This window comes from Mesorhizobium sp. RCAM 05104, from assembly GCF_059683645.1.
On record NZ_CM185033.1, the window covers coordinates 3712180 to 3725643 of the forward strand.

At 65.6% G+C, this 13464-nt stretch carries 10 protein-coding genes and 1 pseudogene; 2 read left to right on the forward strand and 9 right to left on the reverse strand.

Annotation, left to right across the window (positions count from 1 at the left end):
- Positions 1-35 precede the first annotated feature (35 nt).
- Positions 36-938: pseudogene (locus AC56QP_RS18100) on the forward strand (YifB family Mg chelatase-like AAA ATPase); the annotation flags it as partial.
- Between the two features lie 78 nt (positions 939-1016).
- Here the strand turns inward: AC56QP_RS18100 and AC56QP_RS18105 are convergent.
- From AC56QP_RS18105 to AC56QP_RS18145, 9 genes are all read right to left on the reverse strand, one after another.
- Complete coding sequence (locus tag AC56QP_RS18105; RefSeq protein ID WP_489858703.1) at positions 1017-1673, reverse strand: outer membrane protein; 657 nt, start codon at positions 1671-1673, stop codon at positions 1017-1019.
- Positions 1674-1823: 150 nt separating this feature from the next.
- A complete protein-coding gene (locus tag AC56QP_RS18110) occupies positions 1824-3995 on the reverse strand; it encodes a malate synthase G (RefSeq protein ID WP_489858702.1) in 2172 nt (723 codons plus the stop codon).
- A gap of 364 nt (positions 3996-4359) precedes the next feature.
- Complete coding sequence (locus AC56QP_RS18115; protein WP_489858701.1) at positions 4360-6402, reverse strand: hydantoinase/oxoprolinase N-terminal domain-containing protein; 2043 nt, start codon at positions 6400-6402, stop codon at positions 4360-4362.
- Positions 6403-6585: 183 nt separating this feature from the next.
- Positions 6586-6888 carry a cupredoxin domain-containing protein gene (locus tag AC56QP_RS18120; RefSeq protein WP_489858700.1) on the reverse strand — a complete coding sequence of 101 codons (303 nt, stop codon included), beginning with the start codon at positions 6886-6888 and terminating at the stop codon, positions 6586-6588.
- Between the two features lie 58 nt (positions 6889-6946).
- A complete protein-coding gene (locus AC56QP_RS18125) occupies positions 6947-7573 on the reverse strand; it encodes a CDGSH iron-sulfur domain-containing protein (RefSeq protein WP_489858699.1) in 627 nt (208 codons plus the stop codon).
- A gap of 69 nt (positions 7574-7642) precedes the next feature.
- A complete protein-coding gene (locus AC56QP_RS18130; protein WP_489858698.1) occupies positions 7643-8014 on the reverse strand; it encodes a hypothetical protein in 372 nt (123 codons plus the stop codon).
- 116 nt (positions 8015-8130) lie between these two features.
- The gene (locus AC56QP_RS18135) at positions 8131-8487 is read right to left on the reverse strand and encodes a hypothetical protein (RefSeq protein WP_489858697.1); all 357 of its coding nucleotides are present in this window, start codon (positions 8485-8487) and stop codon (positions 8131-8133) included.
- 48 nt (positions 8488-8535) lie between these two features.
- Positions 8536-10023 carry a pyridoxal phosphate-dependent decarboxylase family protein gene (locus tag AC56QP_RS18140; protein WP_489858696.1) on the reverse strand — a complete coding sequence of 496 codons (1488 nt, stop codon included), beginning with the start codon at positions 10021-10023 and terminating at the stop codon, positions 8536-8538.
- A gap of 14 nt (positions 10024-10037) precedes the next feature.
- Positions 10038-11126 (reverse strand): PLP-dependent cysteine synthase family protein, encoded by a 1089-nt coding sequence (locus tag AC56QP_RS18145; RefSeq protein WP_489858695.1) that lies wholly within the window; start codon positions 11124-11126, stop codon positions 10038-10040.
- A 273-nt stretch (positions 11127-11399) separates the two neighbouring features.
- Here AC56QP_RS18145 and AC56QP_RS18150 point away from each other — a divergent pair, with 273 nt between their 5' ends.
- Entirely contained in the window at positions 11400-13373 is a 1974-nt protein-coding gene (locus AC56QP_RS18150; RefSeq protein ID WP_489863569.1) for a transcriptional regulator, read from the forward strand.
- Positions 13374-13464: the final 91 nt, after the last annotated feature.

Below are 13464 nucleotides of genomic sequence, written 5' to 3' on the forward strand. Positions count from 1 at the left end.
CTTGAGAGTGTGTAGTATTAAATATTTTAATGCAGTACACTATCCTTATGGTCGGGCCGCCCGGCTCGGGAAAATCAATGCTGGCGCAGCGGCTGCCGTCGATCCTGCCGCCGCTGGCGCCGAAGGAATTGCTGGAAGTCTCGATGATCGCCTCGGTGGCGGGCGAGCTCGGCGAAGGCAAGCTGACCGACAGGCGGCCATTCCGAGCCCCGCACCATTCGGCCTCGATGGCGGCGATGGTCGGCGGCGGCCTGCGCGCGCGGCCGGGCGAAGTGTCGCTCGCCCATCACGGCGTGCTGTTCCTCGACGAATTCCCGGAATTCACGCCGCAGACGCTCGATGCGCTGCGCCAGCCTCTGGAGACCGGCGACTGCATGATCGCGCGCGCCAACCATCGCGTAACCTATCCGGCGCGCATCCAGCTGGTGGCGGCGATGAACCCCTGCCGCTGCGGCATGGCCGGCGAGCCGGGCTATCGCTGCCTGCGCGGTGAGCGCTGCCGCACCGACTACCAGGCGCGTATCTCAGGGCCGCTGCTCGACCGCATCGATCTCAGGATCGAGGTGCCGGCAGTCTCGGCCAGCGACCTGATCCGGCCCGACCGGGCGGAGAAAAGTGCCGATGTGGCGCTGCGCGTGGCGCGCGCCCGCACCATCCAGCGCGAGCGGTTCGAGCGGCGCGGCGTCATCAGCGCCACCACCAACGCGCATTGCGCGCCGGCGGTCATCGAGGAGATCGCCATGCCCGACGCCGCCGGCCTGTCGCTGCTCAAGGACGCCAGCGAAAAACTCGCCTTTTCGGCGCGGGCCTATCACCGCGTGCTGAAAGTGGCGAGGACGCTCGCCGATCTCGACGCCAGCGAAACCGTAGGCCGCATCCATCTCGCCGAAGCGATCTCCTACCGCATGAGTTCGGAGCGGGTGGCGCAGGCGGCTTGATGGCGTTTCACTGCATGCCTCAGCGCGCCACCTGGCTGGCCTCGCCGATATCAAGGGCTGGCGTAGCTTTGCGGAGGGTCAGAACTTATAGGCAACGGCCGCGCGAACGACGCTGAAGTTCGTCTTCACGTCATAAGGCGTGCCCGGCGCGAACCCAAAATCTTTCTTTCCAAGGTCAACGTAGAGATATTCAGCGCGCGCGGTCCAATTGCTATTGAAGGCATACTCAATGCCGCCGCCAACCGCATATCCTGTCTGGAACTTGCTCTCGGCAGCGCTGAAGACATGCTCATCAATCTTTACGTCGCCCATTGCAACGCCGGCTGTGACATATGGAAGCCAACGATCAAAAGCGTAGCCCACACGGCCACGAATGGTTCCGAAAGCATCCAGCCTCGCTTCGGCACCGAGCCCGCCGCCGCCCAGGCCAGGCGAGAATTCTTTCTTGAATCCTAGATAATTGATATCGCCTTCAACGCCAAGAACCCACTGACCGTATTGATAGTTGGCGCCAACCAAAGCGCCGCCGGTGAAATTCCTGATGTCAGCTGATCCGGGAATACCAATAAAGTCACCGTCGATCTTGCCGAATGCGCCGCCAGCGTTTGCGCCGACATAAAAACCCGTCCAGGAATACGGAAGATCCATGGCGGCCACTGGCTCGACCATGTCTGCGGCATAGGCGCCGCTTACGCTCATGGCCGTAGCAAAAAATATCCCTGAAATAAGACGCATTGCTGCCCCCCTCGATCCGAACCGCCATCGCCACTGTTGAAACTAATATAGCCTAACGGTTAGAAAAGCCTGTGCCAAAACAGTCACTTTGTTGAATAAATAAGCGATGTTGGCCCTTGGCATCTCCACGGTGCTTTCCGGACCTTCGGATCAGGCCGATGCTTTCGCCTTCAGCTCCAGCCTCCGCGCGTGCAGCACCGGCTCGGTGTAGCCGTTGGGCTGGACGCGGCCCTTGAAGACCAGGTCGCAGGCGGCGAGGAAGGCGATCGACTTGTCGAAATCCGCGGCCATCGGCCGATAGAGCCGATCGCCCTCGTTCTGGCGATCGACGATCGCGGCCATGCGCTTCATCGTCGCCATCACCTGATCCTTGCTGCACACGCCGTGATGCAGCCAGTTGGCGATGTGCTGCGAGGAGATGCGCAGCGTGGCGCGGTCTTCCATCAGGCCGACATCGTTGATATCCGGCACTTTGGAGCAGCCGACGCCCTGGTCGATCCAGCGCACGACATAGCCGAGGATGCCTTGCGCGTTGTTGTCGAGTTCCTTCTGGATGTCGGCCTCGCTCCAGTTCGGCCGCACCGCGACCGGCACCGACAAGATGTCGTCGAGCCTGGCCTTGGGCCGGTTCTTCAGCGCTGCCTGCACGGCGTGGACATCGACCTTGTGGTAGTGCGTGGCGTGCAGTGTCGCCGCCGTCGGCGACGGCACCCAGGCGGTGTTGGCGCCGGCCTTGGGATGGGCGATCTTCTCGACCAGCATCGCCGCCATCAAATCGGGCATCGCCCACATGCCCTTGCCGATCTGGGCGTGGCCGGCCAGCCCGCATTCGAGGCCGGTGTCGACGTTCCAGGCCTCGTAGGCGGAAATCCAGGCGGCCTGCTTCATGTCGCCCTTGCGGATCATCGGGCCGGCTTCCATCGAGGTGTGGATCTCGTCGCCGGTGCGGTCGAGGAAGCCGGTGTTGATGAACACCACGCGCTCGCGTGCGGCGCGGATCGCCTCCTTGAGGTTGATCGTGGTGCGCCGCTCCTCGTCCATGATGCCCATCTTGATGGTATTCCTGGCCATGCCGAGCAGCGCTTCGACACGATCGAAGATCTCGACGGCGAAGGCGACTTCCTCCGGCCCGTGCATCTTGGGTTTCACGACATACATCGAGCCGGCGCGGGAATTGGCGCGGCGGCCATTGGACCCGACATCGTGCAGCGCGATCAGCGCCGTCATCGCCGCATCCATGATGCCTTCCGGGACCTCGTTGCCGTCGCGGTCTGTTATCGCCGGGTTGGTCATCAGGTGGCCGACATTCCTGACCAGCATCAGCGAGCGGCCGTGTACCGTCAGCGTGCCGCCGGCGGGCGCGGTGTAGGACCGGTCGGGGTTGAGCTTGCGGGTGAACGTGCGGCCGCCTTTGCTGATCTCCTCGGCCAGGTCGCCCTTCATCAGGCCAAGCCAGTTGCGGTAGACGACGACCTTGTCCTGCGCATCCACCGCCGCGACCGAATCCTCGCAGTCCTGGATGGTGGTCAGCGCCGATTCCAGGATGACGTCGGCGATCCCGGCCGGATCGGTGCGGCCGATCTGGTTGTTGCGGTCGATCGATATCTCGATGTGCAGCCCATTTTTCACCAGCAGCACGGCGTCGGGGTTGGAGGCGTCGCCGCGATAGCCGACGAATTGTCTGGGGTCGGCCAATGTCGTGGAGCCGGCACCGGCGCTCAGCCGCAAGGCGCCATGCGCCACCGAAAGGCCGTTGACGCCGGCCCATTTGCCCAAGGTGAGCGGGGCGGCCTCATCGAGAAAAGTCTTCGTCCAGGAGACGACCCTGGCGCCGCGCGCCGGATTGAAGCTCTTGCCCTTTTCGGCGCCATCCGTCTCGGGAATGGCGTCGGTGCCGTAGAGCGCGTCATAGAGAGAACCCCAGCGCGCATTGGCGGCATTGAGGGCGTAGCGGGCATTCATCACCGGTACGACCAGCTGTGGCCCGGCGACCACGGCGATTTCCGGGTCGACATTTTCGGTAGTGACGCTGAAGGCCGGTCCCTCGGGGACGAGATAGCCGATCTCTTTCAGGAAAGCCTTGTAGGCCTCCATGTCGACGGGCGCGCCATGGTCGCGATACCAGCCGTCGAGCTTCTCCTGCATGGCGTCGCGCTTTGCCAGCAGCGCCCGGTTTTTCGGGGCGAGGTCATGGACGATGACCGAGAAGCCGCTCCAGAACGCGTCCGCCGCGATGCCGGTGCCGGGCGACGCCTCGTTAGCCACAAAATCATGCAGCTCGCGGGCAATCCGCAATCCGGCGATCTCGATGCGATCGGTCATAAGGCTTCTCCAGACGAAAGGCTTCGCGGGCCTTTGGCATGTCAGGGGTGCAGGGTCAATTCAGCTTAGGGTGAAGGTGAGCATTTTGAGCTCGTTCGAAGTACCGGGTGTTCTTCGTCCTCGGTGCTGTTTGCGCATGCCATTCTGAACCATTGCATTCCACGTCCAACGTCACGGCATGGACCCTAGGGTCTCCGCGACGTCGCTTCGCTCCTGCTCCGCCCTAGGATGACGAAGGCGGGGGATTTCAGGTCAGGCCGAGCCGAAAATGGTGGTGTCCGAGAACCGGAGCGGAGCGTACTTTTGGGTAGGTGAGCACCGGAAGCGCAGGAGGCCGCCATTTGCAGGCCGGCCTCACCTGAATCTAAACCGCGATGCGCGGCCTTCCCGAGGCCACCGCCACGACATGCGCCTCGATGAACATGCGCTGGGCTTCGACGGTCGAGACACGGAATTCGGTCGTGACGTCGATCTCGGCGCTGTCGGTGCCGGCTTCCCTCGCCCGCTGGGCGACGATGGCGCGGACATCGGCCTCGGCCGCCGCGATCGCCATGGCTTCGTCGAGGAAATCGCGCACGGTTTCACCCGAGGCAAGACGGAACAGCCCCTCCTTGGGCTGGCTGACCCGCGCCTCGGCCGACACCCGCACCTGACCGACGACGGCGCCGAGCGCATTGGCGACATCGGTATCTTCCGGCACCACGCAGTCATTGCCGACCAACGGTGGCAGGCCGGCATAATGCAGCGGCGCCGAGGCGCCAAGGCCGATGACCGGACGGTCGAGCGCGACGCTGAGGCGGGCGATGCCGGGATGCGCATCGACGGCGCGCTGCACCAGCGCGTGTGCCACCGTCGCCGCGCCATCGAGCCCATCCTCGGTAAAGGCGGTTTCGAGGATGTATTCGGCCGACCAACGCGTCAGCGTCACCAGTACGCGCTCCGAGACTGCTTCGGGCGAGGCGGCGATAGGCTGGCCACGGCCGTCGCGCTTGCGCGCGAACAGCTCGGCGCCCAGCCGAGCGGCGACCGGATCCCAGTTCGCCTGCTTGCCCAGCACATGAGCGGCATCCGACGGCGTGAAGCCGGCGACATGCACCAGTCCGCGCGACACCAGCCGGTTGAGCGTCGCGTTCTGCGCGTTCGACATCAAAAGCTTGTCGATGGCGACCGGCACCGCACCGATCGTCTCATAGAGCCTGGCCTCGGCGCCGGTCAGCCCGGCGGCAAGCCGGTCCGGCACGCCGGTGCGCACCGCGAAGCGGCCGTCCATGCGGCCCGGATTGGGTGCCCGCAGCTGCCGTTCGAGTTCCGCCGTGACGGCGACGCCATGCGCCATGCCGGCCAGCGCCAGCGGCACCAGGCGGCGCGGTCCAAGCAGGATCTTCGGGTTGAGCGCGCCATCCTCCAGCGCCACTTCGGAATCGCCGCCGAGGCCGTAAGTGCGCATGGCGACCGCCTCGACCATGGTGCGGAAGCCGCCGACCGTGGCGCCTTCCGGATCAAGCCGCGGGCGGCCGTTGTCGAGCACGGCGACGTCGGTGGTGGTGCCGCCGATGTCGGAGACAACGGCATTGTCGAGCCCGGTCATGTGGTGGGCGCCGACCAGGCTGGCGGCCGGGCCGGACAGGATCGTCTCGATCGGCCGCTGGCGGGCGAAGGCGGCCGAAACCAGCGCGCCGTCGCCGCGCACCACCATCAGGGGCGCCACGATCTTGCGTGCTTCCAAAAAGCCTTCGGTCGCCGCCACCAGCCGGTCGATCATCGAGATCAGCCTGGCGTTGAGCAGCGTCGTCAGCGCCCGGCGCGGGCCACCGAGCTTGGCCGACAGTTCGTGGCTGGCGGTGACCGGCAGGCCCGTCCTTTCGCGGATCAGGTCGCGGGCGGCAATCTCGTGCGCCGGGTTGCGGGTGGCGAAATAGGCGCAGACGGCAAAGCCGGACACCGAGGCGCCGAGTTCCGGCAAGGCGGCCTCCAGTCCGGACAGATCGAGCTGGGCGGCATTGCCGTGGACATCGTGGCCGCCGGGGCAGAACACCACCGGGTCGGTGCCAAGCGCGGCCTTCAGCCCGTCGCGGGCGAGGTCGGCCTCGGAAAAACCGATCATCACCAGCGCGACGCGGCCGCCCTGGCCCTCGACCAGCGCGTTGGTGGCAAGCGTCGTCGACATCGAGACCAGCTTGATGGCTGCCGGATCGGAGCCGGCCTTCCGCAGCACCGCGTCGACGGCGCCGGAAATGCCGACGGCCAGGTCATGCCGCGTGGTCAGCGCCTTGGCCTTGGCCAGCACCTTGCCCTTGTTCGGCCCCTGCTGCGGGCCCTCCGTCTCGGACCACAGCACGGCATCGGTGTAGGTGCCACCGGTGTCGATCCCGAGGAACAGCGGCTTTGGCTTGGTCTTGGCGGTCATTCTTTTGGCGGATCCGGACGGGCGAGGCTTTTTGCTCCCCGCCCTTAGCCGATAGCGGCCTGCCGATAAAGCGGCGAGCGCTGGGCCAACACGCGATGACCGTGATGAGGACCTGATCTCCTGTGTTGGGAAGATCAGGTGTTCTCTGTATGGCGGAAGACCAAGCCCCGCGAGGATGCCGCTCTATTTCGCGGTGACGGTGCCCTTCATCGAGCTGTGGATCGCACAATGGAATGGGTGCGCGCCGGCGGCCGATATCTTGACCTTGGCGCTCTTGCCGGTGGCGAGATGGCCGGTGTCGAAGGAGCCGTCGAGCGCGGTGGCGGTGTGCGTCATCGAGTCGGCATTGGTGAAGGTGATGGTGTCGCCGACGGCGACCGAGATTTTGGAGGGGTTGAATTTCATGCCCTTGATCTGGACCGCGTGATTGGCGGCGTAGGCGGGCATGGCAAAGGCAAGCAGGGCAAGAACAAGCATGGTGCGCATGACGAATTTCCTCCTGAGCGCGAACCCTCATCCTACACTAACGCTGGCGAACGGCCTTTCATGCCACGAAGCCGATCTTTTTGTGCGTGCCGTCGCAAAATGGCTTGTTGGCCGAATGGCCGCAGCGGCAGAGGAAGGTGCGTTGCGTGTGGTCGATGGTGTGACCGGTACCGGTGACGATCTCGACATTGCCCTCGAGCTTGAGCGGGCCGTTGGTGGTCGGCGTCACTTTCAGCGGGCCATTCCTCGCCTCCAGCGCCGGCGTGTCCTTGAGCGGCGGCTCGCCGGTGGCGGCAAAACCTGATTTGGTGTGGTTGCCGTCGCAGAACGGCTTGTTTTCCGAAGCGCCGCAGCGGCAGAGCGTGGCGCGATAAAAGGTCTCGCCGTCGAGCACGATCTCGGCATGGACAGCCAGCGGGCCGTTTTCCCGCAGCCGCACGGTGTTGACCACCGGCGGCTGTTCCTGCGGCCCGCCGTCCTTTCTGACGTAGGTGATGGCGCCGGAAGGACAGCTCTCGGCGATCGCCACCACCTTTTCGACGCTGGCCGCGTCGGGGTGGATCCACTGCCCCGGCGCGTTGGGTATGAAGACGTGCGGATCGCCAAGCACGCAATTGCGCGAATGGATGCAGCGTTTGCCGGAAAATCCGACGTCGATCTTGTCGCTTTCGACCATGCCTGCCATCGCCGCGCTCCTGCTGGCCCCGCCAGGGCTTCCTGTCACGCCGGACCGGCTCCCGCAAGCTAGTCCGATTCACGGGGTCAATTCAATTTCCTCGGTCTCGCCGCCGCTGCAAGTGTAGCAGCAGTCGTCGCATTTTTCCTTGTTGCCGGGACCGACGCCCCAATAGGTCTCTTCGTCGCCATCGACCCAGGCGCCGTAGCAGATCGACTCGCCCTCGTTGCAGGAGACCGGGATCTGCTTGGTCTCGCCATCGTCGAAATAGAAATCCTTGCCGTCGCCCGGCCAGACATAGTCACGGTCCTGGCTGTAGAGCTCGACCCGCATGGCATTGGGGTGGCTGTTCTTGATGGCGAAGGTAATATCGGCGGCATGCGCCGCCGGCGCGAACAGCGCGGCAAGAGAGAGCGCGAGCACCGTGCGGCGCGCATAAGCATAAAACATGACAACCCCCAGGAAAGAAACGGCCCACCCGGCCGTGCGGCGACCATCGCATGCCGCATTGAATCGCGGAAGTAGGCCATGCGGGCTGACCCCCGACTAAATTTGGGTCCGACGCCTCATGGCACCAGGTCGATCGTCTCGGTGGTATGTTCCACGCAGATGAAGCAGCAAGTGTCGCAGGGCTGGTCATTGTCCGGCCCGACACCGGCGGAGATGCTGTCGTCGCCGTTGACCCAGGCGCCGTAGCAGATGTGCTCGCCCTGATTGCAGGACAGCGGCACCGATTTCTGCGAGCCCGGATCGATCAGGAACACCTGGTCGTTGCCCGGCCAGACCGTTTCGCGGTCGTGGCTGAACAGCTCCACCGCAACCGCTTCCTCACGCAGGTTCTTGATGAAGAAGGCCATGTCGGCGGCCCCGGCCGATGTGGTGAAGACAAGTGCCGCGAGCGCGGCCATGCGAAAGAGCGTCACGATCGGACCTCCCGAATCATCGCGGCAGAATCGCATGCCTGCCGCGAACTAGGAAGACGTGGAGCTCTCCGCCGTAATTTCCCGCCCCAGCCGCACCGTTTCACGCATCAGGAGGTCGAGATCCTCTCGCCGGGTGCGATGGTTGTTGATCGCCACGCGCAGGCAGTGTTCGCCATGCACCGTGGTGTCCGACAGTGCGGCGATGCCCTGTTCCTGCAGCCGCAGCATGATCTCGGTGTTGAGCGCCTTCAGCGCCTCGCCGGCAAGGCCGGGCTGATAGCGGAAGCAGACGATGTTGATGGTTGGCGGCGCGACCAGTTGCAGCAGCGGCTCGGCCTCGATCAACCCGGCGAGATAGCCCGCTTGCGCGATGTTCTGGTCGATCAGGCTGCCGAACTTGTCAACGCCATGCTCCTTCAGCGCCATCCACACCTTGAGCGCGCGAAACCCGCGCGTCGTCTGCAAACCGTAGTCGTGCAGCCATTCGCCGGAGGCGAGGCCACGCGGCATCGATTCCAGATATTCCGGCGTCACCGCGAAGGTCTTGCGGTGCGCGACCGCATCCCTGACCAGGGCGCAGCCGACCTCGAACGGCGCATGCAGCCATTTGTGCGGGTCGAGCGCGACCGAATCGGCCCATTCGATGCCGGCAACGCGATAGGCGTTCCGTGGCGCGATGGCGATCAGCGCGCCGATGCAGCCGTCGACATGGAACCAGAGGTCTTCCTCGTGCGCCAGTTTGGCAAGCGTCCGCAGGTCGTCGATCGCCCCGGTGTTCACCGTGCCGGCATTGCCGATGACACAGGCCGGCTTGAACCCGGCCGCGCGGTCCTCGGCAATCGCCGCCCGCAAGGCGGCGATGTCAATGCGCAGGCTGGCGTCGGTCGCAATGCGGCGCAGCGCCCGGTTGCCGAGGCCGAGCGCTTCCATCGCCTTGCGATGGCAGGAATGGATCTGGTCCGAGCCATAGAAGCGCAATGGCTTTTCGATGGCGCCAACGCCGTGCTCGCGCACGTCGATACCGGCCTTGGTGTTGCGCGCCACCGTCAGCCCGATGATGTTGGCCATCGAGCCGCCGCTGACCAGCGTGCCGCCGGCCGAAGCGGGAAAGCCCAGCATCTGCTTGCACCAGTTGACCACCTGGCCGTCCATCAGCCCGGCGGCGTGGTTGCCGCCGCCGAGATTGGAGCCCTGGACCGCCGCCAGGAAATCGCCAAGCGCGCCGGTGAAGTTGCTCGACCCCATATACCAGGCCCAGAAGCGCGGATGGATGTTGCCCATCGGATAGGACATCACGGTGCGGGAGACCTCGCCATAGACGGCGGCAAGGGACGCCGGCGATCGCGGCAGGGGCGTCGCGAAGAACTCTCGCACATCCGCCGGCATCTCCCGCCAGACCGGGCGGTCGCGCACATCGCTCAGATAAGCGACGGCATCATCGATGACCCGGTGCGACAGGGCCTGAACATCGGCCCAGTCGGAGGGATCAAGCGTTTCCTCGGCCAGCATGCCAGAGGCTTCCTGCACGGCGTCCATGCTTCGGTCTCCCGTCAAGCCGCCGGGAACTGGCAGCCCGGCGTCGAGCGCGACAGCGCCATCTCGTCGGCATCCATCTCGGCCTCGATGCCGTCGAACAGCGGCGTCGACATGTAGCGCTCGCCGGTGTCGGGCAGCATGCACAGGATCACCGCGCCGGCCGGCGCTTTATCCGCGACCTGCCGCGCCACCGCGAAGGTGGCGCCGCCGGAGATGCCGGTGAAGATGCCTTCCTGGCGCGCCAGCGCCTTGGCCCATTTGATGCCTTCGGGCCCGGCGATCGGCATCACCTCGTCATAGAGGCTGGTGTCGATGGCTTCCTGCAGCACGTTGGGGATGAAATCCGGCGTCCAGCCCTGGACAGGATGCGGCTCGAAGGCAGGGTGGCTGGCGGCCGGGGCGCCATCGGCACCGCGCTGCTGCGCCTTGCCGCTGCCGACAAGCTGCGCGTTGGCCGGCTCGGAGAGCACGATGCGGGTCTCCGGCCGCTCGCGGCGCAGCACGCGCGCCACGCCGACGACGGTGCCACCGGTGCCATAGCCGGTGACGAAACAGTCTAGCCGCGAGCCGGCGAAATCATTGATGATCTCGCGCGCCGTGGTCGCCTCGTGGATGGCGGCATTGGCCGCCGTCTCGAACTGGCGGGCGAGGAACCAGCCATTGGCCTCAGCCAGTTCCACCGCCTTCTTGTACATGCCGAAGCCTTTTTCGGCGCGCGGCGTCAGCACCACCTTGGCGCCCAGCATGCGCATCAGCTTGCGGCGCTCGACGGAAAAACTGTCGGCCATGGTGACGACCAGCGGATAGCCTTTCTGCGCGCAGACCATGGCCAGCCCGATGCCGGTGTTGCCGCTGGTCGCCTCGACCACGGTCTGGCCCGGCTTGAGCGCGCCGCTGCGCTCGCCCTCCTCGATGATGTTGAGCGCCAGCCGATCCTTCACCGATGCGCCGGGATTGAAGAACTCAGCCTTCACATAAATCGTCGCATGGGCCGGCCCGAGATTGTTGATGCGGATCGCCGGCGTGTCGCCGACGGTGTCGAGAATGCTGTCGAAGAGACGGCCGCGGCCGGCCGTGGTCCTGATTTTCCGTTGCTGCAACATCTTTGATCTCCTCGATCGTCGTGTTTGTGATCACAGGCCGGTTACAAACCGGCGAGTTGGGCGGCGAGGTTTCGAGACCTTGCCGCGATAGGACTGACTTGCCGGCACTGCGGCAATGGCGGCATCCGGCGCGGAAGTTCGCTGCCGGATCCGCCTTGTCGCGTTCGGTGATACAGGAGAAGCCGACAGGCCAGCGTGGGAGCAGGCGTGGAAATTTACGTGGAATCAACCCGATCGAGACTGGACGGCGAAACGGCCGGCCTGTCGGTTCGTATGCTCGGTCCGCTGACGATCTCACGCAACGGCGTTCCGGTGGTCTTGCCCGCGTCACGCAAACTGCGCGCGCTCCTTGCCTATCTGGCGCTGGCGCCGCACCCGGTCGGCCGCGGCCGTTTGTGCGAGCTTCTATGGGACGTGCCCAACGACCCACGTGGCGAGTTGCGCTGGTGCCTCAGCAAACTGCGCGGCGCGCTCGATGAGCCGGGCCGGCGCCGGGTCTCCACGCAAGGCGACACGGTGGCGCTTGACCTGAGCGATTGTGTTGTCGACGCGCTCGAGGTTGCCAGCGCCGCCGCGCAAGGGTTCGGCACGCTCGAGGTGGAGCGCTTGCGTGTGCTGGCCAGATTGTTCACGGGAGATTTTCTCGACGGGCTGGAGCTCGAGCGCAACCCGCATTTCAGCAGCTGGCTGATCGCGCAGCGCCGCCGCTTCGGTTCGTGCCACGCGGCGGTGCTGGAACAGCTTGCCGGCAGCCTGCCTCCGGGCTGCGACGAGGCGATCGGCCATCTGCAAAGGTGGGTGGAACTGGCGCCCTTCGACGGGCGTGCGCATGCGACGCTGCTGGCCGGACTGGCCGGGCGCGGCGAGATCGGCGCGGCCGAGCAGCATCTGGCGGCGGCGGCGCGGCTGTTCCAGTCGGAGGAGCTCGATTTCGCAGCAGTCAACGCGGCCTGGCGGGCAATCCGCGACAGGCCGCCGGCTGCGTCGCCTCCGACGCCGCAGGCCCTGGTACCCGCGGGACCACGTCCGGTGGCCACGCCCCTGGATGCTGGCCCGGTGGAACCAAACCATGCTTCGCTGGCGGTGATGCCGTTTGTCGAGGAAATCAGCGACGGCACCGGCGGCGGGCTCGCCGACGGCCTCACCCACGACATCATCACCCGGCTTGCCAAGCTCAGGGATTTCTTTGTCATCGCGCGCGGATCGGTGTTTGCGCTGGCCGAGAAGAATATCGCCCCGGAGGATGCCGGCCGCAGGCTGAATGTCGACTATGTCGCCACGGGTACGGTGCGTGGCCCGACAGGCCGGCTCATTGTCAGTGTCGAACTCATCGAGGTGCGGTCGGCCAGGATCGTCTGGGCCGAGACGTTCGAGCGCCGGCCCGACGACATCTTCGCCGTGCTCGACGATATCTGCGACAGCATCGTCTCATCGATCTCGGCCGAGATCGAAACGGTCGAACGCAACCGCGCGATGCTGAAGGCGCCCAACTCGCTCAACGCCTGGGAAGCCTACCATCGGGGCCTCTGGCACATGTACCGCTTCACCCAGACCGAGAACGAGCAGGCGCGGCATTTCTTTGACATGGCCTTGCGGCTCGACCCGACCTTCGCCCGCGCCTATGCCGGGCTGTCCTTCACCCACTGGCAGAACGCCTTCCAGCGCTGGGGCGACCGCGACCGGGAAAGTGCGCTCGCCTTCGAGAGCGCCGGCCACAGCCTGCTGCTCGACGACCACAATCCGGCCGCGCACTGGGCGATGGGCCGGGCGCTGTGGCTGCGTGGCGAACAGGACGGCTCGCTGTTCGAACTGGAACGGGCGGTGGACCTCAGCCCCAATTTCGCGCTTGGCCACTATGCACTGTCCTTCGTACACTCGCAGTCGGGCGACCCGCGCGCGGCAATCGGCTCATCCGACCATTCGCGCCATCTCAGCCCCTTCGACCCGCTGCTGTTCGGCATGCTGGGGGCGCGGGCCATGGCGCATGTCCGGCTCGGCCAGTTCGAGGAGGCGGCCGAATGGGCGCTGAAGGCGGCGGCGCGGCCAAACGCGCACACCATCATCCTGGCGATCGCCGCGCATTGCCTGGCGCTGGCGGGCCGGCTCGACGAGGCACGAGGCTTTGCCGCCGCCATCCGCAAGACATTGCCGCACTACTCAAGCGACGATTTCATCGACACTTTCCGCTTCGAGCCAGATGCCGCGGCCCGCTTCCGGCAAGGCGCCAGGCGCATTGGGCTGGGCTGACGCCGGGCGCAACTTTCCGCCGGTTAACAAAGTCGGAAGGGGTTGCTTAACCGTTGGCGGCTATGTCACGCCCCTGGGGGGCAAGACAAAG